This window comes from Comamonas faecalis, from assembly GCF_039538025.1.
Lineage (GTDB): Bacteria > Pseudomonadota > Gammaproteobacteria > Burkholderiales > Burkholderiaceae_C > Comamonas_C > Comamonas_C faecalis.
Map to the genome: position 1 here is coordinate 1 of NZ_BAABBP010000044.1, position 23,287 is coordinate 23,287.

21 protein-coding genes are annotated in these 23,287 nt (G+C 69.2%); 8 read left to right on the forward strand and 13 right to left on the reverse strand.

What is annotated here, in order from left to right:
- Window positions 1-216: 216 nt before the first annotated feature.
- The 7 genes from ABD767_RS16260 to ABD767_RS16290 form a co-directional block, all read right to left on the reverse strand.
- Complete coding sequence (locus tag ABD767_RS16260; protein WP_103046604.1) at window positions 217-2,595, reverse strand: CHASE2 domain-containing protein; 2,379 nt, start codon at window positions 2,593-2,595, stop codon at window positions 217-219.
- A 73-nt stretch (window positions 2,596-2,668) separates the two neighbouring features.
- Window positions 2,669-4,336, reverse strand: coding sequence for a FecR family protein (locus tag ABD767_RS16265; protein WP_344869950.1), 1,668 nt, complete (start codon window positions 4,334-4,336; stop codon window positions 2,669-2,671).
- A 22-nt stretch (window positions 4,337-4,358) separates the two neighbouring features.
- The gene (locus tag ABD767_RS16270) at window positions 4,359-5,072 is read right to left on the reverse strand and encodes a response regulator (RefSeq protein ID WP_103046603.1); all 714 of its coding nucleotides are present in this window, start codon (window positions 5,070-5,072) and stop codon (window positions 4,359-4,361) included.
- A 150-nt stretch (window positions 5,073-5,222) separates the two neighbouring features.
- On the reverse strand, window positions 5,223-6,563 hold the full coding sequence (locus ABD767_RS16275) for a tryptophan--tRNA ligase (RefSeq protein ID WP_103046625.1): 1,341 nt from the start codon (window positions 6,561-6,563) through the stop codon (window positions 5,223-5,225).
- 83 nt (window positions 6,564-6,646) lie between these two features.
- A complete protein-coding gene (locus tag ABD767_RS16280; RefSeq protein ID WP_103046624.1) occupies window positions 6,647-7,315 on the reverse strand; it encodes a site-2 protease family protein in 669 nt (222 codons plus the stop codon).
- A gap of 50 nt (window positions 7,316-7,365) precedes the next feature.
- A complete protein-coding gene (locus ABD767_RS16285; protein WP_103046623.1) occupies window positions 7,366-8,001 on the reverse strand; it encodes an L-threonylcarbamoyladenylate synthase in 636 nt (211 codons plus the stop codon).
- A gap of 21 nt (window positions 8,002-8,022) precedes the next feature.
- Window positions 8,023-8,895, reverse strand: coding sequence for a 3',5'-nucleoside bisphosphate phosphatase (locus tag ABD767_RS16290; RefSeq protein WP_103046622.1), 873 nt, complete (start codon window positions 8,893-8,895; stop codon window positions 8,023-8,025).
- Between the two features lie 376 nt (window positions 8,896-9,271).
- On the opposite strand from ABD767_RS16290, the gene ABD767_RS16295 reads away from it, so the two are divergent.
- Window positions 9,272-10,138 (forward strand): MCP four helix bundle domain-containing protein, encoded by an 867-nt coding sequence (locus tag ABD767_RS16295; RefSeq protein WP_344869951.1) that lies wholly within the window; start codon window positions 9,272-9,274, stop codon window positions 10,136-10,138.
- Between the two features lie 147 nt (window positions 10,139-10,285).
- On the forward strand, window positions 10,286-12,043 hold the full coding sequence (locus tag ABD767_RS16300; protein ID WP_425549936.1) for a methyl-accepting chemotaxis protein: 1,758 nt from the start codon (window positions 10,286-10,288) through the stop codon (window positions 12,041-12,043).
- A gap of 103 nt (window positions 12,044-12,146) precedes the next feature.
- Here ABD767_RS16300 and ABD767_RS16305 read toward each other — a convergent pair whose 3' ends face one another.
- The 5 genes from ABD767_RS16305 to ABD767_RS16325 form a co-directional block, all read right to left on the reverse strand.
- On the reverse strand, window positions 12,147-12,812 hold the full coding sequence (locus tag ABD767_RS16305; RefSeq protein WP_103045569.1) for a GNA1162 family protein: 666 nt from the start codon (window positions 12,810-12,812) through the stop codon (window positions 12,147-12,149).
- The gene (locus tag ABD767_RS16310) at window positions 12,809-13,189 is read right to left on the reverse strand and encodes a DUF4810 domain-containing protein (RefSeq protein ID WP_103045568.1); all 381 of its coding nucleotides are present in this window, start codon (window positions 13,187-13,189) and stop codon (window positions 12,809-12,811) included. The genes ABD767_RS16305 and ABD767_RS16310 overlap by 4 nt, the downstream gene beginning before the upstream one ends.
- Complete coding sequence (locus tag ABD767_RS16315; protein WP_103045567.1) at window positions 13,186-13,866, reverse strand: CsgG/HfaB family protein; 681 nt, start codon at window positions 13,864-13,866, stop codon at window positions 13,186-13,188. The genes ABD767_RS16310 and ABD767_RS16315 overlap by 4 nt, the downstream gene beginning before the upstream one ends.
- Window positions 13,867-14,020: 154 nt before the next feature.
- Entirely contained in the window at window positions 14,021-15,745 is a 1,725-nt protein-coding gene (gene recJ, locus ABD767_RS16320) for a single-stranded-DNA-specific exonuclease RecJ (RefSeq protein ID WP_103045566.1), read from the reverse strand.
- Complete coding sequence (locus ABD767_RS16325; protein WP_103045565.1) at window positions 15,742-16,671, reverse strand: phosphoglycerate mutase; 930 nt, start codon at window positions 16,669-16,671, stop codon at window positions 15,742-15,744. Before ABD767_RS16325 ends, recJ begins: the two co-directional genes overlap by 4 nt.
- A gap of 145 nt (window positions 16,672-16,816) precedes the next feature.
- Between ABD767_RS16325 and ABD767_RS16330 the strand changes: the two genes are divergently transcribed.
- From ABD767_RS16330 to ABD767_RS16355, 6 genes are read left to right on the forward strand one after another with little or no spacing between them, the layout of a single operon-like run.
- The gene (locus ABD767_RS16330) at window positions 16,817-18,070 is read left to right on the forward strand and encodes a lipoprotein-releasing ABC transporter permease subunit (protein WP_103045564.1); all 1,254 of its coding nucleotides are present in this window, start codon (window positions 16,817-16,819) and stop codon (window positions 18,068-18,070) included.
- On the forward strand, window positions 18,063-18,740 hold the full coding sequence (lolD, locus tag ABD767_RS16335) for a lipoprotein-releasing ABC transporter ATP-binding protein LolD (protein WP_103045563.1): 678 nt from the start codon (window positions 18,063-18,065) through the stop codon (window positions 18,738-18,740). The genes ABD767_RS16330 and lolD overlap by 8 nt, the downstream gene beginning before the upstream one ends.
- A 40-nt stretch (window positions 18,741-18,780) precedes the next feature.
- A complete protein-coding gene (locus ABD767_RS16340; RefSeq protein WP_103045562.1) occupies window positions 18,781-19,470 on the forward strand; it encodes an SDR family NAD(P)-dependent oxidoreductase in 690 nt (229 codons plus the stop codon).
- A 9-nt stretch (window positions 19,471-19,479) separates the two neighbouring features.
- Complete coding sequence (locus ABD767_RS16345) at window positions 19,480-20,313, forward strand: TatD family hydrolase (RefSeq protein WP_103045561.1); 834 nt, start codon at window positions 19,480-19,482, stop codon at window positions 20,311-20,313.
- Window positions 20,310-20,882: a DNA-deoxyinosine glycosylase gene (locus tag ABD767_RS16350; protein ID WP_344869953.1), complete on the forward strand. Its 573-nt coding sequence runs from the start codon at window positions 20,310-20,312 to the stop codon at window positions 20,880-20,882. Before ABD767_RS16345 ends, ABD767_RS16350 begins: the two co-directional genes overlap by 4 nt.
- The gene (locus ABD767_RS16355) at window positions 20,879-21,643 is read left to right on the forward strand and encodes a class I SAM-dependent methyltransferase (protein WP_103045560.1); all 765 of its coding nucleotides are present in this window, start codon (window positions 20,879-20,881) and stop codon (window positions 21,641-21,643) included. Before ABD767_RS16350 ends, ABD767_RS16355 begins: the two co-directional genes overlap by 4 nt.
- Window positions 21,644-21,674: 31 nt before the next feature.
- Here ABD767_RS16355 and ABD767_RS16360 read toward each other — a convergent pair whose 3' ends face one another.
- Window positions 21,675-23,156, reverse strand: coding sequence for a tripartite tricarboxylate transporter permease (locus tag ABD767_RS16360; protein WP_344869955.1), 1,482 nt, complete (start codon window positions 23,154-23,156; stop codon window positions 21,675-21,677).
- Between the last annotated feature and the right edge of the window lie 131 nt (window positions 23,157-23,287).

Below are 23,287 nucleotides of genomic sequence, written 5' to 3' on the forward strand. Positions count from 1 at the left end.
ATTTTGTCGGTCTCGGTTTTCGAGAAAACCCAGATTTCATGCGCCTTGCAGCCCGATGATCTACAGATTGAATCCGCCAACGACGCTAAGCAATTGATTCTGTTTGACTTTTAACCGGACACTACTGATATCAACCGATTGCTTTGTCGGCTTCGCTTGCCGTGCCGTAGCTATCGCTAGGATTTGCAACGCCGCCATGGGTGCGAAGACACGCTTTCATGTTTCGATGTTTCCAGGTTGCTGTTCTAGGCGCGGCAGCAGCAGCGTGAAGGTGGTACCGCATTGGCCGTCGCTGTCCACGGCAATCGTTCCGCCGTGGCGCTGCACGACGGTGTGCGCCAGCGCCAGGCCCAGGCCGATGCCGCCGGCCTTGGGCAGGCTTGCCTGGTGCAGGCGGGCAAAAGGCTGGAACAGGCGGTCGCGCTGATCCGCCGGAATGCCCGGGCCCTGGTCGCTGATGGCGATGGCCCAGCGGTCGCATTGTTCATTGAGGCTGCAGCTGACCTGGCTGCCGGCCGGGCTGAACTTGATCGCGTTGCCCAGCACGTTGGTGATGGCGCGCAGCACCAGTGAGCGGTTGCCGCGCATGAGGGCGCTTTGCGGCAGCTCGGCGCAGTGCAGCGCCACCTTGCGGCTGCGTGCCTGGGCCCAGGCGTCGTCCACGGCCTGTTGCACGGCGGCCGCCAGGTCGAACGGTGCCATGGTGTCGGCGCCCAGGTTCTGCGCGTGGGCCAGTTGCACGAAGTCGTGCGCCATGGCCAGCGACACCTGGGCGTGCTGCTCGATGCGCTGCAGCAACTCCTCGGTCGTCATGCTGGCGGGCCATTCGCGCTGCATCTCCAGCAGCGTCACGATGGAGCCGATCGGCGCGCGGATGTCGTGCGAGATGAAGTGCAGCGCCCGGTCGCGCTGGGTCTGCGCCTGGCGCATCGCGGTGAGATCGACCAGCGTGAGCAGCCAGATGGTCTGGCCTTCGGTGGCAAAGGGTTGGCACAGCATCAGCAAGTGGCGCCCGGCGTCGTCCAGGCCCTCTTGCTGCGCCGGCAGCCGGCCCCACTGGCCGGCGTCGGCGGGCAGCAGCGGGGCGCTGGTGTCGCTGGCGTGCAGCGTCTGCAGCAGCTCGGCGGCCGGCTTGCCCTGCAGCGCGGCGGGCTGGGCGTGGCCAAACCACTGGGCCGCGGCGGTGTTGGCCAGCACGACGGTGCCTTGGGCGTTGCACACCAGCGTGGGCGAGGGCAGGTGTAGCAGGCTGTCGCTGATGAAGTGGTGCAGGCGGCGCAGTTGCTGCGTGGCTTCTTCGACCGCGTGGATGCGCCGCTCCAGCAGATCGAACGGCAGCAGCGCCAGCGGCGCGGCGGCGGGTGTTTGCTGCGGCGCGGGCAGCGGGGTGATGTCCATGGGCTTGAGCGCGAGCATTTCCAGGCGCAGAAAGTGCGCGGCAAAGCTCAGGCGCCGCCAGCTCCACAGCGGGTAGGCTGCGGCCACGCCCAGCAGCGCGGGCGCGGGCGCCAGCTGCCAGCCGGCAAGAGCGGGCGCCAGCAGCGCCGCGGCCAGCAGGCCCAGGCCCAGAGCCGCGCAGCCCAGCAGCGCGGCCAGCGGCCCCAGCAGCAGCATGGCCAGCAGCGCCAGTGCCACGGCGCCCAGGTTGATCGCCGTGTTCCAGCGCCCGGGTGCATCGTGCAGCTGCAGGCCGGCCAGCCGGGCGTTGAGGGAGTGGGCGATGACCTCGACGCCGGCGATGCGCTTGTCGCTGCCGGCCACTGGCGTGGCGAACATGTCGCCCAGTCCGGTGGCCGTGGCGCCGACGAGCACGTATTTGCCACGCAGCGCGTCGGCGGGCAGTTGCCCGGTCAGCGCGTCCAGGTAGGCGTAGGTGGTGAAGCCGGCGCCGCCAAAGCTGTGGGCAAACGGGATGCGCTGCTCGTCCCGCTGCACCCAGGGGCCGGCGTCCTGCGCGGGAGCCAGCGTGTTGCCGCGGCAGGGCGTTTGCGCGGCCCGGCTGGCCGCGCACAGCATGGCGGCGCTGAAGTGCGGCCAGGGGGCGCTTGCCGGGCCTTCCTCGGCAAACAGGCTGCGCGTGATGCCGTCGGCGTCGACCTGCACCTGCACATGGCCGAGCTGGCTGGCGGCTTCGCGCAGCGGGGCGATCGGCAGGTCGGCCGCGGCAAGGCCTGCCTGGCCGCGGCGCGCCACGGGTAGGACGGTGCGGGCGCCGTGCTCGATCGCGCGCGCCAGCAGCAGGTCGTCGCCGGGGTAGTCGTCGTCGGGCTCGCCAAACAGAATGTCCAGCCCCAGCGCGCGCGGCTCCTGGGCGCTGACCTGGTTTACCAATTGGGCGTGCAGCGCGCGGCGCCAGGGCCAGCGGCCGATGGCCTCGATGCTGCGGTCGTCGATGGCGAGGATGACGATGTCCTGGCTGGGCGCGATGGTGCGCGTGCGCAGCGCCGCGTCCTGCACCAGCAGGTCAATGCGGTGCAGGCCGTCGTGCGCGGTCAGCCAGGCGACGCCGGCCAGCAGCGCCAGCGCCAGCAGCAGCCATTCGCGCCAGCGCGCCGATTTGCGCGGCGCCGGTGTACTGCCGGTGGTGGGCTTCATGCGTGGCTGGCCCGTGGCGCTGGTGTGCCATGGACGATGGCCTGGGCGCCGTGCGCTGTCGCCGGGCCTGGGCTCAGCGCGCCCACGGGCTGCCGTCGGAGGCGTTCACCGGCTGGCCGTCGCCGGTTTGCAGGCCGGTGCCCAGGCGCAGCTGGCGCGGCGTGGAGAAGTCGCTGACCAGGCCCGAGGCGTCGTCGCTCACCTGCAGGCGCACGTAGTAGCGGCCCAGCGGCAGCTGCGGCGCGGTCCAGCGCGGCTCGGCCAGCGTGTCGTCGGCCAGGATGGCGGCAAAGTCGGCTGCCGCCGCCAGCTGCAGGCGGTAGTGCTGGCCGCTCTGGCCGCTCCAGTGCAGCTGCGTCTGCGCGTCCTGGTGATCCAGCGCCAGCGCCTGCAGGTCGGGCGCGGCCGGGCGCTCGGCCAGCGTGAAGGCCTGGGGCGGGGCAAACGGGCCTTGGTCGTCCTGGCCCTGCGCGCTGCGGATGCTGGCCGCGCGCCATTGGTAGCGCCCCGGCGCCAGTGCGGACACGCCGGCCTGGCAATCGCCGTCGCTGACCTGGTCGAGCAGCGGCGCGGCAAAGTCGGCGCCGGCGGCGACCTGGATGCGGTAGCGCACGCTGCCGACCACGGGGGTGCACACCAGCTGGCCAGTGCCGCGTTCGAGCACCGCCTGCGGCGCCGGGCTCTGGTACAGCGGCGGCAGCGGGTGGGCCTTGACGGTGAGGCGGCGCTGCGCGGGCAGGCCGGGCAGCTGTTCGGCGTCGACGGCGCGCACGGCCAGGTGGTAGCTGCCGTCGTCCACGCTCGCCAGCAGCGCCTGCGGCCCTTGTACCGTGGCGCTGCGCACGATCTGGGTGAAGTCGGCGTCGCGCGCCAGCTCCACCTGCCAGGCGACGGCGCCGGCCTGCGCGGGCAGCGGCAGGCGCACGAAGTCGGCGTCGCCCACGGTGGCGGGCAGCGCGCTCAGGTCGGGCGCGGCCAGCAGCGGCCGCGGTGCGCCGGAGCGGCCGTCGGCCTGCACCTGCATGCCCTGGCCCGCGGGCAGCAGCGTGGGCGCCGGGGCGGCGGCCTGCACGGCCACCTCGCCCTCGGTGACCGTGGCCAGGGTCTGGCCGGCGCCGGTCAGCGCAACGCCAAAGCGTGTGCCACGCACGCTGGTGGAGGCGGCCGGGGTGCGGATCTCGAAGTGGCGGGCGCCGCCCTCGCTGGGTGCGACGGTCGATTCGACACTGCCGCGGCCCAGCTGCAGCACCGAGCGCGCGCTGCCTGCGCGACCCTGGCGGCGCAGTTGCTGCAGTTGCAGGTCGGCGTCGGCCTTGACGCGGATGATGGTGCCGTCGACCAGGCGCACGCTGACGAAGCCGTCGTCGGCCACCTGCAGGCGGGTGCCTTCGGGCAGGTCGTCGCCCGGCTGCAGCGGCCGGGCCTGGCCGGCGCCGGGCAGCAGCACCTGCGCCTGGCCCGAGACGAAGACGGCGCTGGCCTGCGCCGCGGGCAGCAGCGAGGCGGGAATGCGCAGCACGGTGCCGGGCATGAGCAGGCGCGGGTCGGCCACGTGGTTGATGGCCTGCAGCCGCGGCCACAAGCGGGGCGTGGCCAGGTAGTGCACCGACAGCGCCTCAAGCGTGTCGCCGGGCACGACCCGGTGCTCGATCACGTCTTGCTGCGCCCGCGCCGGCGCGGCCAGCGCGGCGCACAGGGCCAGCGCCAGGGCGGCGGCGGGGCGGATCGGGGCGGTTTGCATGCAACGGGCTTTCATCGGACGGTCAGGCGGCGGGGGCGTCTGGCGGCGCGACGGCTTCGAGCCGGTAGCCGACGCCGTAGACGGCGGTGATGGCGTAGCCATGCACGGGTTGCAGGTCCAGCGCCGCGCGCAGGCGCGAGACATGGGTGTCCAGCGTGCGCGAGATGACCTCGGCGCTGTGGCCCCAGATGGCGTCGCGCAGGTGGTCGCGCGAGAGCAGGCGCCCGGCGTTCTGGAACATGAACAGTGCCAGGTCGTACTCGCGGTTCTTCAGCTCGACGCTCTGGCCGTCCACCTGCACGCTGCGCGTGGCCGGGTCGAACCGGTAGCGGCCGAACTCCAGCGGTGCGTCGTTCTGGGCATGCTGCTCGGGCCAGGCGCGGCGCAGGAGCGCGGTGATGCGCGCCTTGAGCTCGGCGATGCGCACCGGCTTGCTCAGGTAGTCGTCGGCGCCGCAGGCCAGGCCCTGGACGATGTCCTGCTCGGTCTGGCGGTGGGTGACGAACAGGATGGGCAATTGCGCGCCCAGCTGCTCGCGCACCTGCGCGACGATCTGCGGGCCGCTGGTGTCGGGCAGCTCCCAGTCGACGATCAGGAGGTCGAAGCTCTCGCGGCGCAGCGCCTTGAGCAGCGCACCTCCGGTCTCGTAGGTGCGGCAGGCGTGGCCCATCTGTGCGAGCGTGCGCTCCAGCAGTTCGAGCTGGAGCGTGTCGTCGTCCACGGCGGCAATGCGCATGTTCGTCCTTTCTGTCGGGAGGGGCTGCGGAGCGTGCGGGCGCTTCTCATTCCATTTCTATATCAACCGATTACTTTGTCGGCTTCGCTTGTCGTGCTACGGCACTGTCTGCGCTTCATCTTCGCGTACTCGATCGATATAAAAATGGAATCAGGCAGCGCCCTGTACAGTGGCCCATTGTTGCAGAGCAGCAGCGGCCTGGGCCAGCAGGGCCGGGTCGCGGGTCTGCAGCTGCTGGGCCAGCTGCTGCAGCGCGCCAGGCTCTTTTTGCAGCAGGGCAATCGCCTGGCCGGCCTCGCGCGGGGCGTCGAAGCCGTTGCTTTGCAGCAGCACCTGGCCGTCGTGGGCCACGAGCTTGAAGTAGAACCGGCCATCTTTCTCGCGGTACTGCTTGAAGCTGGGCAGCTGTTGCGTGGCCGCCTTGGCCGCGGCCTGGGCCGGCGCCTGGCTGCGGGCGTCGAGCGCGCGCAGTCCGACGGCGGCGCGCAGGCGCTCGAGCAGCGGGCGCGACAGCGCGCGGGCGCGCGCGGCGCCGGCCTGCAGCACGGCCTCGACCTGCGCGGGATGGGCCATCAGCTCTTCATAGCGCGCGCGCATCGGCGCGATCTCGCGGTCGATGCAGGCAAACAGCATCTGCTTGGCCTCGCCCCAGGCAATGCCACCCTCGTAGGCGCTGCGCATTGCGGCGGTCTCTTCGGGCGTGGCGAAAGCCTGGTAGAGCTGGAACAGCGCCGAGCCCTCGACCTGCTTGGGTTCGCCCGGTGCGCGTGAGTCGGTCACCAGCGTGTTGATCAGCTTTTGCAGCTGCGCGCGCGGCGCGAACAGCGGGATGGTGTTGTCGTAGCTCTTGCTCATCTTGCGGCCATCGAGGCCGGCCAGCGTCGCCACGCCGTCCTCGATCGCAGCCTCGGGCAGCGTGAAGTGCGCGCCATACAGGTGGTTGAAGCTGGCGGCGATGTCGCGCGCCATCTCGATGTGCTGGATCTGGTCGCGCCCCACCGGCACCTTGTGCGCGTTGAAGGCCAGGATGTCGGCGGCCATCAGCACCGGGTACATGAACAGGCCGGCGCTCACGCCGTCGTCCGCGTCGCGCCCGTCCTCCTGGTTCTTGTCCTGCGCGGCCTTGTAGGCGTGGGCGCGGTTGAGCAGGCCCTTTCCGGTCACACAGGTGAGAAACCAGGTCAGCTCAGGGATCTCGGGGATGTCGGACTGGCGGTAAAAGGTCACGCGCTCGGGGTCGAGCCCGCAGGCCAGCCAGCTGGCGGCGATCTCCAGCGTGCTGCGGTGCACGCGCTCGGGCTCATGGCACTTGATCAGCGCGTGGTAGTCGGCCAGGAAGTAGAAATTCTCGACGTGCTGCGCGTGCGTGGCCGCGATCGCCGGGCGCATCATGCCGGCGTAGTTGCCCAGGTGGGGCGTGCCCGACGGCGTGATGCCGGTGAGAAAGCGGGTTTTGGCGGGCTGGGCTTGGGACGGGGCGTTGGCGGTCATGGCGGAAACGGATGCAATGAAATAGGGGGGTGGCCGGTTGGTGCGCGAGCGCGCGCAGGCCGCGGCCCGCGCGCCCTGGGCTTTCAGCCCAGCAGCGCGACCAGGGGCGAGAGCAGCAGGTTGATCACCATGTAGCCCAGCGCCATCAGCGGGCGCAGCCACAGCGTGCCGACGATGCCCGCGATGACCAGCGCCATCACGATGAAAAAGCCCCAGGGCTCCAGGCGCGCCACCCACTGCGCGTGCTTGAAGGGCAGCAGCCCGACGAGGATGCGCCCGCCGTCCAGCGGCGGCAGCGGAAACAGGTTGAAGGCCCACATGACCAGGTTGACCAGCACGCCGGCGCGCGCCATGTCGATGAAAAAGCGCTCCTGCGTGCCCAGCGCGGCGAGCACGACCATCACCAGCGCCCAGAGGATGGCCTGCGCGAAGTTGGACGCCGGCCCCGCCAGCGCCACCCAGACCATGTCGCGCTTGGGGTTGCGCAGCCGCCCGAACTGCACCGGCACCGGCTTGGCGTAGCCGAAGACGAAGGCTCCGGAGGTGGCGAAGTACAGCAGCAGCGGCATGGCGATGGTGCCGATGGGGTCGATGTGCTTGAGCGGGTTGAGCGTGATGCGCCCGAGCATGGCCGCCGTCGGGTCGCCGAAGTGGCGTGCGGCGTAGCCGTGGGCCGCCTCGTGCACCGTGATGGAGAACAGCACGGGCAGGGCGTAGATGAGCAGGGATTGGATGATGTGGGTATCTTGCACGCGGGCGATTGTCGCAGACGGCCGGCGCGGCCGGCGGCAAAGGCCGGCTGCTACAGGCCCAGCGCGGTCAGCGGGCCGCTGCCCTGGCGCAGCACGACGGGATCGCCTCCGGTGGCCATGGGCGTGAGGTCGAGCACCGTGGTCGACTCGCGCGGGCAGGCGCCGTCGTCGACGATGGCGTCGATCTGCCTTTCAAACTGCTCGCGGATGTCCTGCGGGTCGTTCAGCGCGTCTTCCTCGCCCGGCGCAATCAAGGTGGTGGCCAGCAGCGGCGCGCCGTGCAGCTGCAGCAGCATCAGCAGGCTTTTGCGCGTGGGCACGCGCAGGCCGATGGTCTTGCGCTGCGGGTGGCTCACGCGCCGGGGCACTTCCTTGGTCGCGTCCAGGATGAAGGTGTAGGGCCCGGGCGTGGCCAGCTTGAGCAGGCGGTACTGGCGATTGTCGACGTGGGCGTAGCTCGACAGCTCCGACAGGTCGCTGCAGATCAGCGTCAGGTGGTGCTTGTCGTCGATCTGGCGCAGGCGGCGGATGCGGTCGACCGCGCCCTTGTCGTCCAGGCGGCAGACCAGCGCGTAGCTGGAGTCGGTGGGCACGGCCAGCACGCCGCCGCCGGCGAGCAGCGCTGCCGCCTGCTTGAGCAGGCGCGGCTGTGGGTTTTCAGGGTGGACTTCGAAGTACTGGGCCATGGTGTGTCTGCTGGATTTTGTTCAGTGCGTCACGCCGGCGCGGTGGACGCGCTCTTGCAGCAGTTCCCAGATGGGGGTCAGCCCGCCGGGCAGCGGCGGCAGCGCCCCCAGGTCGGTGTGCGACTCCTCGGGGCTGTGAAAGTCGCTGCCGCGCGAGGCCGCCAGGCCGAACTCTTGCGCCATCTTGGCGTAGGTCGTGTATTCGGCGCTGGTGTGGCTGCCGGTCACCACCTCGACGCCCATGCCGCCGTGCTGCTTGAACTCGGAGAACAGCGCGTATTCCTCGTTGGCGGTGAAACGGTAGCGCCCCGGGTGGGCGATCACCGCGACGCCGCCGGCGTCCTGGATCCAGCGCAGCGCATCGCCAAGCCTGGCCCAGCGGTGGGCGACGAAGCCGGGTTTGCCCTCGGTGAGGTAGCGGCGAAATACCTCGGAGGTGTCGCGGCAGGCGCCGATCTCGACCAGATAGCGCGCGAAATGCGTGCGTGAGATCAGTTCCGGGTTGCCCACGTAGCGCAGCGCTCCCTCGTAGGCGCCCTTGATGCCGGCGGCGGCCAGCTGGGCGGCCATCTCCTGCGCGCGCTCGCCGCGCCCGCCGCGCGTGGCGGCAAGGCCCGCGATCAGCCGGGCGTCGTCCGGATCGAACCCAAGACCGACGATGTGCACCGTCTCGTTGGCGAAGGTGACCGAAATCTCGACCCCGGTCAGGTAGTCCATGCCCAGGCGCGTCGCAGTGGCCATGGCGCGGTGCTGGCCACCCACTTCGTCATGGTCGGTCAGCGCCCACAGCTGCACACCGTTGCCGGCGGCGCGGGCGGCGACGGTCTCGGGCTCGAGCGTGCCGTCGGAGACGGTGGAGTGGCAGTGCAGGTCAGCGTTCAGGAAGGAAGTCACCCGGCAATTGTAGGAGGGTGGCCGCTGCGGCGTGCGTCGCTGCGCGGATGGCACCGGCCGGGGCCCGCGTGGGGGCCGCCGGTGCTGCCGACTGGGAATGCATGGGCCGTTCTGCCGCCATCACCAATTTGCCGTAACAAACAAGGCTTTAATAATAACAATAGATACAATTTGTTTAAAATTCTTCTGCGCTGGCTCGAAAGGCCGGTGGGCGGAGTCAAAACGTTCAAGAAATGTGGCGGCGCTCCGAAAAAGAGCACGTGCCAAGGGCTGGATCAAAAAAATACACCTCAGATTGGTGCAGAAACCTGGCGGCTTGCGTGCGTGAGCCCATGCCGTGCGGGTGGTGAACTTGTTTTCTGGAGAAAGGCGTTGTATGCGCATCAACCACTGGTCTGTGGGTCGCAAACTATGGGGGCTGGTGCTGCTCCTGGTGGTTGGCATGGTGCTGGCCATGGAGCTGCTGCTGACGCAGCTGCAGTCCCTCAATGACGAGGCCACTCAGGCGTCGCAATTGACGCAGGAGCGCGCCCAGCTGGCGACGCAGTGGCACGGCATGGTGGCGCTGGACGCCGAGCGGGCCGTGATCCAGATCAGCACGTTTGACGACACCCTGGCCAAGCGCGTGGAGCGCGACTCGGAGGGCAGCACGAAGAGCATCAATGCCTTGCAACAGCAGGTGACGTCCATGGTGTCGTCGTCCGAGGGCAAGGAACTGCTCGAAAAAATCGGCGTGACCCGCACGCAGGCGCTCAATGTGATCAAGGAAGCCGAAACCCTGCGTGTCCAAGGCGACGAACTGGCTGCCAGCGCGCTGGTGGACAGCAAGCTGCGGCCGGCCATCAAGAATTACCTGGATGAGCTGGCCAGTTTCGTGACGTTGCAAAACCAGCTGCGCGACGCGATGCAGCAGGAGGTGGAACAACGCTACCAGACCGCCTTGTGGCTTGGGCGTGGTGGCTTTGCGGTATTTGTCGCCTTTGTGCTGTGGCTGTCGTGGCTGCTGGTGCGCTCGATCACGCAGCCGCTGGCGCGCGCAGTCGGCCTTGCCGACGCGATTGCCGCCGGCGACCTGACGCAGGACGTGCACGACGAGCGCGGCGATGAGCTGGGGCGCCTGCTGCGCTCGCTGTCGGCCATGGGCGGCAAGCTGCGCCAGGTGGTCAGCGAAGTGCGCTCGGGCGTGGAGTCGGTGACTTTTTTGCAAGAGAGAAGGCCTTCTTTTTTACGAATGCCGCTGTGAATAATCCGAATGGATTCCAGGGAAAACCCTGAATGCGATTGGTTTTAAGGGAATTGCAGTGCGGATACAGTCAATTGTTAACTAACTGTAACTTTGGTTGCGAGTCGCCGTTTGGTTCGTGATGAATGGATTTTTCAGGTTCGAGGTATTCGTATGAAGCAGATTTCCGTTGGCGCCAAGCTCTGGTCCATTGTTCTGGGATTGGCGCTGGCCATGGTGGTGCTGGTGTTTGGGCTGCAGCGCCACGTGCAGCAGGTGGCGCAGGAGACGGCGCGCATCGTCCAGTTCAACGAGGAGCGTGCGCAGCTGGCCACGCAATGGAAGGGCATGACCGACCTGGCGGTCGACCGCCTGGTTAACTCGGTCAGTTCGCGCGACGAGGAACTATCGGCCTCGTTGCAGGCCAAGGTCAAGAAAGACATCGAGGCGATCTCGGAGGTTCAAAAACGCCTTGAGACGCTGACCGTTACGCCCGAGTCAAAGGCGCAGCTGGAGAAGGCGGGCGCGGAGCGCGCCCGGGTGCTCAAGATCACTGCCCAGATACAAGAGCAGCGCGCCAATTTCAATTACAACGAAGCTGGACGCATCATGAGGGAGCAACTGGTGCCGGCGGTTGCCGCCTACAGCGCCGAGCAGCTCAACTTCGTCAGCCTGCAGCATGAGCGGCGCGACGCGGCCAAGCTGGAAGGCGAGCAGACGCTGCGCCAGGCGCAGTGGGTTGGCGCCGGCGTGACGGTTTTCGTGCTCGCCGCAGTGCTGTGGCTGTCGTGGCTGCTGGTGCGCTCGATCACGCAGCCGCTGGCGCGCGCAGTCGGCCTGGCCGACGCGATTGCCGCCGGCGACCTGACGCAGGACGTGCACGACGAGCGCGGCGACGAGCTGGGGCGCCTGCTGCGCTCGCTGTCGGCCATGGGCGGCAAGCTGCGCCAGGTGGTCGGCGAAGTGCGCTCGGGCGTGGAGTCGGTGACTGCTGCGGCCAGCGAGATTGCCACCGGCAACCACGACCTGTCGGCGCGCACCGAGCAGACCGCGGCCAACCTGGAAGAGACGGCGGCAAGCATGGAAGAGCTGACTGCCACCGTGACGCAAAGCGCGGACACTGCGCGCCAGGCCAACCAGCTGGCGGCCAATGCGGCGCAGGCGGCAGAGAAGGGCGGCCAGGTCGTCGGCCAGGTCGTCACCAGCATGCAGCAGATCACCGATTCGAGCCGCAAGATCAGCGACATCATTGGCGTGATCGACGGCATTGCATTCCAGACCAACATCCTGGCGCTCAACGCTGCCGTGGAGGCCGCCCGCGCCGGTGAGCAGGGCCGGGGCTTTGCGGTCGTGGCGGGCGAGGTGCGCAGTCTGGCGCAGCGCTCTGCCGAGGCGGCCAAGGAGATCAAGAGCCTGATCACCACCAGCGTGGACAACGTGGAGGCGGGCAGCAACCAGGTCGAGCAGGCGGGCCAGAGCATGAGCGAGATCGTCACCAGCGTGCGCCGGGTGAGCGACCTGATTGGAGAGATCACGGCCAGCAGCACCGAGCAGCGTGACGGCATCGGGCAGGTGAACCAGGCGGTGGCCAATCTGGACCAGATGACGCAGCAGAACGCGGCGCTGGTGGAGGAGGCGAGTGCGGCGGCGGCGTCGATGCGCGAGCAGGCGCAGCGCCTGGCGCAGGTGGTGTCGGTGTTCAATGTGGGTGGTGCGGCAAGCAGCCGGGCTGTGCAGCAGCTGCCCCAGGCGGCACAGGCACACACGGCCGCAACGCCCAAAGCGGTGAGCGCGCCCGCATACAAGCCGGCTGCTGCCAAGCCCGCTGTGAAGGCAGCGCCTGCGGCGCCACGCATCGCCGCGCCCAAGGCGGCGCCCGCTACAGCCGCAGCGGCTGGAGCGGACGACGATTGGGAGAGTTTTTAAGCGAGGTTGAGTGTTTTGCGTTGAGCGTTTTGCGGGAATATCCGCGCTCAACGCTCAACGCTCAACGCTCAACGCTCAACGCTCAACGCTCAACGCTCAACGCTCAATCCGTCCCATATTTCGGTGATCGCGGGCCGTAGAGCAGGCCGCCGGGGCGTCCCGACGCCAGCAGGCGGTGGTCGGCAATGACGGCCATCTGGGCGCTGCGATCCGAGAGCGAATCGGCTACCTGGTTGACCACGGCAGAGACCAGCATTCCGATCAGTCCGCCGCTATTGCTTCGGCCTTCGTCGCTGGAGGCGGAGGCCTCGCCAGACCACAGCTGCTCGCCGGTACGCAAGTCCATCAGCCGGCCTTCGACGGTGACCTTGGTTTCGCTGCTCAGCACCTTGTAGACCGTGCCGTATTCGCGCACGTCGAGGTACAGGGCGGCGTCGGCGCCAAAGATTTCACGCAGTTTTTCGGGCGGCGCGGCTTGCGCGTCGTCGGCCGTGACAATGCCGTTTTGCCGGAAGGCTTCGTCGACCACCGCCACTGGCAGCACGTAGTAGCCCGATTCGGCCAAGGGCGTCGTGACGTGGGAGAGCACGCCGGCGGTGGCGCCAACCTCGGGCGTGTGGTTGAGCGGCGGCAGGACGAGGATGGACGCCGGCCGGGCCTGGCGCAGTGCCGTGTAGTCGTAGGCGTGTGGTGTGGCGCACCCGGCGAGTGCGGCCACGGCAGCGGCGCAGGCGATTGCAGCCAGGTGTTTTCGTGTGGCTTGGGTCATTGCCTGGCCTTTCCAGAGAGTGTCTGCAGCAAAAAGTCCATGAAGGTGGTCGATTCGGGAAACTGCGTTTTCTCGGCCGTCAGTTGCTCGGCGCTTTTGTCGGTCTGCCCCGCCTTGGCGTAGAGCATGCCCAGGTGCGCGCGGTAGCCCGGCGGCAGGGCCGCGCCGCCCGCCTGGATGCGCTCGCCCGATTGCTCGAGCTCGGCGATCTGGGCTTGCGGATCGGCTTCTCCGCTGGTCTTGAGGTATTCATAGACCTGCGGCTGGTAGCTCTCCCAGCCGTACAGCGCCTGGGGCTTGGGCGCCGCGCAGCCGGTGGCCAGCAGGGCAATGCCCGTTGCCGCCAACAGGCGGGCGATGGGGGCGGCCCCGCTCATTGCGCGGGGACCCAGGCGCCCGACTCGATGCCATCGACCAGCCGGTCGACGGTCTCGCGAATGGCCAGGTCGAGCACCTTGCCATTGAGCGTGGAGTCATAGCCCGCACGACTGCCAAAGCCGACGATCTCGCGGTTGGACAGGCTGTACTCGCCCGCGCCCTGGGCGGAATAAACCACCTCGCCGGTCTGCACGCGCACCACGTTGATGCTGACCTTGGCGTAGGCGACCTGCTCCTTGCCGCGGCCCAGAATGCCGAACAGCTGGCGGTCGCCCACTTCCTTGCGGCCAAATTCGCTGACGTTGCCGGTGACGACGAACTGCGCGCCCTTGAGTGTCTGCGCCTGGTTGAGCAAGGCCGCTTCCTGCTTGGTTTCGCTCAGGTTTTCGCGGTCGAGCACGTTGAAGCGCCCGCTTTGCTGCAAGTGCGTGATCAAGATGGTGCGCGCCTGACCGCCGAGCCTGTCCACACCGTCGGTGAAGATGCCGCGCTGGAAGTTCGAGCGGTTGTCGAACTTGCCAATCGAGATGGGACTGCGCACGCCCTGGTAGGCGCGCGTGGATGCGGTGGGTTTGGCCGTGTCGAGCGCGCGCGATTGTTCGGTGGTGACGCAGCCCGCCGTGCCGGCGGCCACTGCGACGACGAGCGCAGCAAGGCGCCAGGTGCGAGTAGTCATGAGAAAAAATGGGAAAGTGATGGGAGTCGTCAGTATCGCAACGTTTGGCAGTAAGTTACACAAATTGTTGTAATTTGTGCGCTCGACGAATGGTTGCTTCTTGCCGTTTCTTTCCCTGTTTCGTCATGGGGCCATATGGCCGCGGCGCAGGCGCTTATGCCGCCTCTGACTGGACGCCCTCCACCAGCAGTTGCACGCGCCGCTCGCCTCGCCATTCGTTGACGTCCAGGCGAAACGCCATCAGCGCTTCGCTGGGCACGGGCTCGGTGCGGCCAAACCAGATGGCGTCGATGGGCTGGTTCAGATAGAGCAGCTTGAGTTGCAGGTGGTTCTTGGCCTCGCCGACCAGGCGCTGGCTTTGCACCTGCACGCGGTCGCTGAAGGTGGGTGGTGCAAAGCCCTGGCCCCAGACCTCGCGGCAGAGCATGTCGACCAGGTCGGTGCGCAGGTACTGCGGCTCCAGCGGCCCGTCGGTCTCCAGGCGGCGTGTCAGCGTCGCCGCGTCCAGCCATTCCTGGGCGACCTGGTCGAGCGCCCGGCGAAAGACCTCGAAATGCTCGGCGGCAATCGTGCAGCCGGCCGCCATGGCGTGACCGCCAAAGCGCAGCAGCACGCCGGGGTGGCGCTTGGCGACCAGGTCGAGCGCGTCGCGCAGGTGAAAGCCGGGGATCGAGCGGCCCGAGCCCTTGAGCTCGTGCCCGTGGCCCGGCGCGCTGCTGGCGGCAAAGACGAAGGTGGGGCGATGCCAGCGGTCCTTGAGCCGCGATGCGACGATGCCGACCACGCCTTCGTGAAAATCGGGGTCGGACACGCTGATCGCCGGCGGCGGCTCCTCGCCCTCGTCGAACAGCCCCTCGGCCAGCAGCAGCGCCTGCTCGCGCATGCCGCCCTCGATGTCGCGCCGTTCGCGGTTGATGGTGTCGAGCTCGCGCGCCAGCGCCAGCGCGTGGGCCGGGTCGTCGGTCAGCAGGCATTCGATGCCCAGCGTCATGTCGGCCAGGCGCCCGGCGGCGTTCAGCCGCGGGCCCAGTGCAAAGCCGAAGTCGAAGGTGCCCACCTGCGCCGCCTGGCGCCCGGCCACCTGCAGCAGCGCGGCCATGCCGGCGGGCATCTGGCTGGCGCGCACGCGCTTGAGGCCCTGCGCGACCAGGCGGCGGTTGTGCGCGTCCAGGCGCACCACGTCGGCCACGGTGCCCAGGGCGACGAGCGGCAGCAGCGGCTCAAGGCGCGGCTGGCTGGCCTTGTCGAACAGGCCGCGCGCGCGCAGTTCGGCGCGCAGCTGCAGCAGCACGTAGAACATGACGCCGACGCCCGCCATGGCCTTGCTCTCGAAGCTGCAGCCGGGCTGGTTGGGGTTGACGATGGCGTCGGCCGGCGGCAGTTGCTCGCCGGGCAGGTGGTGGTCGGTGATGAGCACGCGCAGGCCCAGCTGCTGCGCCGCGCGCACGCCGTCGACGCTGGCGATGCCGTTGTCCACCGTGACCAGCAGCTGCGCGCCGCGCTCACGGGCGCGCTCGGCGATGGCCGGCGTCAGGCCGTAGCCGTCGAGCACGCGGTTGGGCACCAGGTAGTCGAGCTCGCGCGCGCCCAGCATGCGCAGGCCGCGCAGCGCGACGGCGCAGGCGGTGGCGCCGTCGCAGTCGTAGTCGGCGACGATGCAGATGCGCTGCTGGCGGGCGATGGCGTCGGCCAGCAGCTCGGCGGCGGCCTGCGCGCCCTTGAGCGTGGCCGGCGGCGCCAGGCGCGCCAGCGCGTCGTCCAGCTCGCCGGGCTCGCGCACGCCGCGCGCGGCGTACAGGCGCGCCAGCAGCGGGTGCACGCCGGCCTGCTCCAGCGTCCAGGCGGCGCGCGGGGGGCAGTCGCGGATGGTGATCTTCATAGCGTGGCCTGCAGATTGGCAAAGCGCTGCGGCTGCAGCTGCCTGCGCAGCGCTGCCAGCAGGCCGCGGCCGTGGTTGTCGAAGCTGCGCGCCGAGCGCTCGCCGCACAGCGTCAGTCGCACCGGTTGGCCGGCGCGCACCTGCGCGAGCAGCGCGGCCACGGCGCCGGCGTCCAGCTGGCGCCAGGCGTCGGCCCAGGCGGGCCAGTCGCCACCCAGTGCGGCGGCGCGCAGTTCCAGCGCCAGCACGGGGGCGGGTTCGGGCGCGGCGACCGGCTGCGCCAGCCGGCCCGCGCCGTGCAGCCAGAAGGCGTTGACCGGCAGCTGGCCGGCGGCCTCGCGTGCATCGTTGAAGGCGTGGGTGTACAGCAGCATCTGCACTTCACTGTGCAGGCGCTGCAGCAACCGCTCCTGCGGGCCGTGGGCGCGCCAGTGGCTGATGTCGCGCCCCTCGACCCGGTCCAGCGACGCGGTGTGCAGGCCGTCCAGCGGCTCGCCCGTGGCCAGCCAGCGCAGCGGCGCGTGGTAGGCGAGGGTGATGCCCTCGTCGGCAAACCAGGGCGCCAGCAGCGCCAGCAGCGCGCGCGATTCGGCCTCGGTCAGCGCCAGCGTCTGCGGCGGGTGCATGTGGATCTGGTCGGCGCCGGCCTGCCAGTGGCAAGGCGTCATCCAGGCGCAGGCGGCGCCCGCTGTGTGGCTTTCCCACGCGGCCCAGGGCGGAAAGTCGGCGGGCAGGTGCAGCGCGCGGGCCAGCGCGCGTTCGTGCGGCGGCGTGTAGTCCAGCTCGTCGCCCGGGTCGACTTCCGCCGGGCCCAGGCGCGCGAGCAGCTGGTTCAGATGGGGCAGTTCAAGGCGTTGCAGGGTGTGCTGGCAGCTGGGCGCGGCGGTGGCCGCGTAGGCAATCAGCAAATGGGAGGGTGGGGGCATGGCGGTATTGTCCGGGATGCCACAATCGCGCGTTTGCTTGGCGGCCCTGTTCCAGGGCGGGCATTGCGGTCAAGCGATAAAGAACGGCAATTCACCGCCGGGCGCGTGCGCTCTGGGCGGTTTTTCAAGGTGCAACACCACGCGCATGCAGATTCCTTATGAGCTGGCCCTGGGCTGGCGCTATACCCGGGCGGGGCGCGGCACGCGGCGCAACGGCTTTATTTCCTTCATCTCGGGCGTGTCCATGCTGGGCATTGCGCTGGGGGTGGCGGCGCTGATCATCGTGCTGTCGGTGATGAACGGTTTTCAGAAGGAGGTGCGCGACCGCATGCTCAGCGTGGTCTCGCACATCGAGATTTTTGCGCCCGGCGGCGCCGCGCTGCCCGACCCGGCGCTGACGCTGCGCCAGGCGCGCGAGAACCCGGCCGTCGTCGGCGCGGCGCCCTTTGTGTCGGCGCAAGCGCTGCTGGCGCGTGGCGAGACCATGCGCGGCGCGCTGGTGCGCGGCATCGACCCGGCGCTGGAGGGCGAGGTCACCGACCTGTCGGCCGTGCAGCCGGGCGTGCTCGGGCAGTTGCAGCCGGGCAGCTTCAACGTGGTGCTGGGCGTGGAGCTGGCGCGCCAGCTGGGCGTGGACGTGGGCGACGCGGTCACGCTGATGGCGCCCAGCGGCCAGGTCACGCCCGCCGGCGTGGTGCCGCGCTTCAAGCAGATGACGGTGGCCGGCTTCTTCCACTCGGGCCACTATGAATACGACTCGACGCTGGCGCTGCTGCACCACCAGGACGCCGAGCGCATCTTCCGCCTGGCCGGGCCCACGGGCATACGCTTGAAGCTCTCGGACCTGAATGCCGCGCCCCAGGTGGCGCGTGAGCTGGCGGCCAGCCTCAGCGGCGACCTGTTGATCCGCGACTGGACGCAGCAGAACAGAACCTGGTACGCCGCGGTGCAGCTGGAAAAACGCATGATGTTCATCATCCTGACGCTGATCGTCGCGGTGGCGGCGTTCAACCTGGTCTCCACGCTGGTGATGACGGTGCAGGACAAGCGTGCCGACATCGCCATCCTGCGCACGCTGGGCGCCAGCCCCGCCAGCATCATGGCGGTGTTCGTCGTGCAGGGTGCGATGGTGGGCGTGGCGGGCACGCTGGCGGGCGTGCTGCTGGGGCTGGCGATTGCCTTCAACATTGACGTCATCGTGCCGGCCATCGAGCAGCTGCTGCACACGCATTTCCTGCCGCAGGACATCTACCTGATCAGCCGCATGCCCAGCGACCCGCAGGGCAGCGACATCATCCCGATCGCGCTGATCTCGCTGGTGCTGGCCTTCGTCGCCACGCTGTATCCGAGCTGGCGCGCCAGCCGCGTCAACCCCGCCGAGGCCTTGCGTTATGAGTGATGTGGTTTTGCAGGCAAGCGGCCTGGGCAAGCGCTTCGTCGAGGGCGACATCGACGTGTCGGTGCTCTCGGGCGTCGACCTGCAGGTGCGCCGCGGCCAGACGCTGGCCATCGTCGGCGCGTCGGGCTCGGGCAAGAGCACATTGCTGCACCTGCTGGGCGCGCTGGATGCGCCCAGCAGCGGCAGTGTGCAGCTGCTGGGCCAGGCGCTGCACCAGCTGCCGGCGGCGCGCCAGGGCCAGCTGCGCAACCAGCACCTGGGCTTCATCTACCAGTTCCACCACCTGCTGCCCGAGTTCACCGCGCTGGAGAACGTGGCCATGCCGCTGCGCATCCGCCGCGAGCCGCTGGCCGCATGCCACGACGCGGCGCGGGCCGTGCTCACGGCCGTCGGCCTGCTGCACCGCGCCCAGCACCGCCCGGCCCAGCTGTCGGGCGGCGAGCGCCAGCGCGTGGCGATTGCGCGCGCGCTGGTCGCGCGGCCCGCCTGCGTGCTGGCCGACGAGCCTACCGGCAACCTGGACCGCGCGACGGCCGACGCGGTGTTTGCGCTGATGCTGGAGCTGGCGCGCGAGCAGGGCACGGCCTTCGTGCTCGTCACGCACGACACGCAGCTGGCCGCGCGCTGCGACCGCATGCTGCGCCTGGAGGGCGGACGGCTGGTGCAATAGTGCGCGTCCTATCATGGCCGGCATCGCGCAAGGAGTTCCCATGTCCGAATCATCTCCCGTCGTCTGCATCACCGGCGCCGCGGGCCAGCTGGCCGCAGCCGTCGTGCGCCACTTTGCCGCGCGCGGCGCGCGCCTGGTGCTGCTCGACCGCTCCACCGACCGCCTGCGCCAGCATTACCCCGATCTGGCGAACGCCGTGCTGGTGCAGGCCGACCTGCTCGACCGCGAGCAGGTGGCCCAGGTGCTTGCGCAAGTTGGCCGCATCGACGTGCTGTGCCACCTGGCCGGCGGCTTTCGCATGGGCGAGGCGGTGCACGCGACGAACGCGCAGACCTGGGACTTCCTGATGGACCTGAACGCGCGCAGCCTGCTGCATTTGGCGGCCGCCGTCGTGCCGCAGATGCAGGCGCGCGGCAGCGGGCGCATCGTCACCGTCGGCGCGGCCGGGGCGCTCAAGGGGGCGGCGCAGATGGGCGCCTATGGCGCGTCCAAGAGCGCGCTGATGCGCCTGACCGAGGCCATGTCGGCCGAGCTGCGCGATGCCGGCATCAACGTCAACTGCGTGCTGCCCTCGACGCTGGACACGCCGGCCAACCGCGCCGCCATGCCGGATGCCGACGCCAGCCGCTGGGTGGCGCTGGACGCGCTGGCCGACGTGATCGGCTTTCTTGCGTCCGACGCGGCGCGCGCCATCCACGGCGCGCTGATCCCGGTGCTCGGGCGCGTGTGACTGGCTGCCATGCCCGGCTGGATAGACACCCACTGCCACCTGGACGCCGCCGAGTTCGACGCCGACCGCGCTGCCATGCGCGCCGCGGCGAGCGCCGCCGGCGTGCTGCATTGCGTGATTCCGGCGGTGCACGCTGCCAACTGGCAGGCGGTGCGTGACCTGGCGCACAGGCAGGGCGACAGCTACGCGCTGGGCATCCACCCGCTGTGCACGCCCGATGCCGCGGCCGGTGACCTGCAGGCGCTGGAACATGCGCTGCAGGCGCAGCAGGGCGACGCACGCCTGGTGGCGGTGGGCGAGATCGGGCTGGACGGCTTTGTGCCCGGGCTGGACATGGCGCGCCAGGAAGACATCTACCGCGCGCAGCTGCGCCTGGCGCGGCGCCACGGCCTGCCGGTGCTGCTGCATGTGCGCAAAAGCGTGGATCGCGTGCTCAAGGGCCTGCGCGAGATACCGGTGCCCGGCGGCATTGCCCACGCCTTCAACGGCAGCGTGCAGCAGGCGCGCGCCTTCATCGACCTGGGGTTCAAGCTGGGCTTTGGCGGCGCGATGACCTTCGAGCGCGCGCTGCAGCTGCGCCGTTTGGCGGCCGAGTTGCCGCTGGATGCGCTGGTGCTGGAGACCGACGCGCCCGACATTGCGCCGCAGTGGCTGTACCGCAGCGCTGCCGAGCGCGCCGCGGGCAGCGCCCAGGGGCGCAACAGCCCGGCCGAGCTGCCGCGCATCGCCCAGGTGCTGGCCCAGCTGCGCGGCCTGCCCGCCGCCGCGCTGGCCCGCGCCACCACGGCCAACGCCTGCCAGGCGCTGCCGCGGCTGGCGCCGCTGCTGCAGGAGGTGGCGTGAGCGCGCCGCAGACGAACCCGTTGCAGATCCAGCCGCAGCAGTTGCTGCAAGGGCTGGCGCCAGTGGTTGCGCCCACCACCCGCGTGCTGGTGCTGGGCAGCTTTCCGGGCGTGGCGTCGCTGGTGGCGCAGCAGTACTACGGCCACCAGCGCAACCAGTTCTGGGTCATCCTGCAGGCGCTGTGGCCGCAGCACCCGATGCCCGCCAGCGCGGATTACGCCGGGCGCTGCGCCTGGGTGCTGGCGCGCGGCCTGGGTATCTGGGACGTGTACGCCGCCTGCGAGCGCGAGGGCAGCCTCGATAGCGCGATCCGCAACGCCCGGCTCAACGACTTTGCCGCCCTGCGCGCGCAGCTGCCGCGGCTGGTGGCCATCGTCCACAATGGTGGCGAGAGCTTTTCGCACGCCCGGCGGGTGCGCGCCGCGCTGGGGTTGGATGCTCCGGGCGGCACGGGCAGCACCATCGCGTCGCTGCGCCTGCCCTCGACCAGCCCGGCCAACGCATCGTGGAGCCTGGCGCGCAAAACCCAGGCCTGGGCCGATGCCCTGGGCCGCTTTGGATTGTTGTGAAACGCAAGAAACAAAACCTGGTCGACTTGCCCGAGGTCAGCGTCAGCGACGATGGCGAGGTGCGCCACTTGCACCTGGGAACGCCCTGGATCCAGGGCTCGATGCGCATTGCCGCGCCCTTTGACATCGAGCTGGAATACGTGCAGCGCATGATGGCCTGGCTGCTGTTCGTCGACCCCGACACCGTGGCCGAGCGCCATGCGATGCAGCTGGGCCTGGGCGCGGGCGCCATCACCAAGTTCTGCCGCAAGAAGCTGCGCATGTGCTGCACCGTGGTCGAGCTGAACCCGCAGGTCGAGGCCGTCTGCCGCGCCTGGTTCAAGCTGCCGCCCGACGGGCCGCAGCAGCGCGTCATCCTGGCCGATGCGGGCGAGGAGATACGCAAACCCGAGTGGCAGGGCGCGGTCGACGCGCTGGCCGTCGACCTGTACGACCACGAGGCGGCTGCGCCGGTGCTCGACAGCGCCGACTTCTACGCCGACTGCCGAGCGCTGCTGGCCGAGGACGGCTGCATGACCGTCAACCTGTTTGGCCGGCGCGCCAGCTACGAGCGCAGCGTGCAGCAGATGGCCGATGCCTTTGGCGAGGACGCGCTGTGGGCCTTCAAGCCCACGCGCGAGGGCAACACCATCGTGCTGGCGCAGCGCACGCCCGCGCGGCCCGGGCGTGACGTGCTGGCAGCGCGCGCCGACGCGATCAAGCAGCGCTGGGGCCTGCCCGCGCCCAAGTGGCTGCGCGTGTTCAGGCCGCTGGCCGGATAGATCGGGATTGCTGCTGCGCCGGCGTTGCCGTTCACTCGTCCTGCGTGGCCAGCGTCTGCGGCGCGGTCGCCGGCAGCTCGCGGCGCAACTGCTTGATGGCGACGTAGAGCAGCATGGCAATCGTGATCGCCATGAAGCTGCCGCTGAGCGGGCGGGTGAAGAAGACGCCCATGTCGCCGCGCGAGAGCAGCAGCGCGCGGCGGAAGTTCTCCTCCACCATCGGCCCCAGCACGAAGCCCAGCAACAGTGGCGCTGGTGCAAAACCGAGCACCGCGAAGAAGTAGCCGGCCACGCCCAGCGCAATCACCACGGCCACGTCGAACAGGTTGTTGTTGCCGCTGTACACGCCAATGGCGATCAGGAACATGACCGCGGGGTAGATCAGGCGGTAGGGCACGGACAGCAGCTTGACCCACACGCCGATCAGCGGGATGTTGAGAAACATCAGCATCACGTTGCCGATCAAGAAGCTGGCCAGCAGGCCCCAGAACATGGCGGGGTGCTCGGCAATCATTTGCGGGCCGGGGACGATGTTGTGGATCATCAGCGCGCCCAGCATCAGCGCCATGACGGCGTCGCCTGGAATGCCCAGCGTGAGCGTCGGGATGAAGGCGGTAATGGCCGCCGAGCTGTTGGCGGACTCGGGGCCGGAGACGCCCTGCATGGCGCCGCGGCCGAAGCGCTCAGGGTTGCGCGCGGCCTTTTTCTCGACTGCGTACGACATGAACGACGCCATGGTGCCGCCCGCGCCGGGCAGTATGCCCAGCAGCGAGCCGATGATGGAGCCGCGCGTGATGGCGCCGGCCGACTCCTTGATCACGCCCTTGCCCGGGCGAATCGACTGGCTGTTGATCTTGTCCTTGGAGACCATGGTGCCCGAGCCCATCAGGCCGGCGTTCTCCAGCACGTCCTTGATGCCGAAGAAGCCCATGGCCAGCGCGACCAGGGGCAGGCCGTCGGTCAGCTCCGGCGTGTCGAACGAGAAGCGCGCCACGCCCGAGTTCACGTCGGTGCCCACCGCGCCCAGCAGCAGGCCGATGAAAATGGACGCAATGCCCTTGAGCGGCGAGCCGCTGGTCAGCGACGCGGCGGCCAGCAGCCCCATCAGCATCAGCGAGAAGTATTCGGCCGGGCCGAACAAAAAGGCCATGTCCACCAGCAGCGGGCTGAAGAACATCATCAGCAAAATGCCGAAGGCCACGCCGAGAAACGACGCGAACATGGCCATGAAGATGGCCTGCCCGCCCTTGCCCTGCTGGGCCAGCGGGTGGCCGTCGACACAGACGATGGCGTGCGATGCGGTGCCCGGCAGGTTGAGCAGAATGGACGTGGTGGCGCCGCCAAAGCTGGTGCCGTAGTACAGGCCGGCCAGCATGACCAGCGCGCCGGTGGGGTCGAGCCCATAGGTGACGGGCAGCAGCATGGAAATGGCCGCCAGCGGGCCAATCCCGGGCAGCACGCCAATGATGTTTCCGAGCAGCACGCCAATGAATGCATACAATAGGTTATGCATCGTCAAGGATGCTCTGAATAACTCACCTCCAGGCGTGCTACGTCTGGGCTATTTTTCAGATGATGCAATTTGAGTTGACTTCGGCAGGGGCAACTATTTTTTTGCCCGCCGATCGGGGCGTTTTGCCCCTT

Bases quoted from the DNA above. Each gene is read 5' to 3' on its own strand.
- ABD767_RS16260 (WP_103046604.1), bottom strand. From the start codon at position 2,595: ATGAAGCCCACCACCGGCAGTACACCGGCGCCGCGCAAATCGGCGCGC.
- ABD767_RS16265 (WP_344869950.1), bottom strand. From the start codon at position 4,336: ATGCAAACCGCCCCGATCCGCCCCGCCGCCGCCCTGGCGCTGGCCCTG.
- ABD767_RS16270 (WP_103046603.1), bottom strand. From the start codon at position 5,072: ATGCGCATTGCCGCCGTGGACGACGACACGCTCCAGCTCGAACTGCTG.
- ABD767_RS16275 (WP_103046625.1), bottom strand. From the start codon at position 6,563: ATGACCGCCAACGCCCCGTCCCAAGCCCAGCCCGCCAAAACCCGCTTT.
- ABD767_RS16285 (WP_103046623.1), bottom strand. From the start codon at position 8,001: ATGGCCCAGTACTTCGAAGTCCACCCTGAAAACCCACAGCCGCGCCTG.
- ABD767_RS16295 (WP_344869951.1), top strand. From the start codon at position 9,272: ATGCGCATCAACCACTGGTCTGTGGGTCGCAAACTATGGGGGCTGGTG.
- ABD767_RS16305 (WP_103045569.1), bottom strand. From the start codon at position 12,812: ATGACCCAAGCCACACGAAAACACCTGGCTGCAATCGCCTGCGCCGCT.
- ABD767_RS16310 (WP_103045568.1), bottom strand. From the start codon at position 13,189: ATGAGCGGGGCCGCCCCCATCGCCCGCCTGTTGGCGGCAACGGGCATT.
- ABD767_RS16315 (WP_103045567.1), bottom strand. From the start codon at position 13,866: ATGACTACTCGCACCTGGCGCCTTGCTGCGCTCGTCGTCGCAGTGGCC.
- recJ (WP_103045566.1), bottom strand. From the start codon at position 15,745: ATGAAGATCACCATCCGCGACTGCCCCCCGCGCGCCGCCTGGACGCTG.
- ABD767_RS16325 (WP_103045565.1), bottom strand. From the start codon at position 16,671: ATGCCCCCACCCTCCCATTTGCTGATTGCCTACGCGGCCACCGCCGCG.
- ABD767_RS16330 (WP_103045564.1), top strand. From the start codon at position 16,817: ATGCAGATTCCTTATGAGCTGGCCCTGGGCTGGCGCTATACCCGGGCG.
- lolD (WP_103045563.1), top strand. From the start codon at position 18,063: ATGAGTGATGTGGTTTTGCAGGCAAGCGGCCTGGGCAAGCGCTTCGTC.
- ABD767_RS16340 (WP_103045562.1), top strand. From the start codon at position 18,781: ATGTCCGAATCATCTCCCGTCGTCTGCATCACCGGCGCCGCGGGCCAG.
- ABD767_RS16345 (WP_103045561.1), top strand. From the start codon at position 19,480: ATGCCCGGCTGGATAGACACCCACTGCCACCTGGACGCCGCCGAGTTC.
- ABD767_RS16360 (WP_344869955.1), bottom strand. From the start codon at position 23,156: ATGCATAACCTATTGTATGCATTCATTGGCGTGCTGCTCGGAAACATC.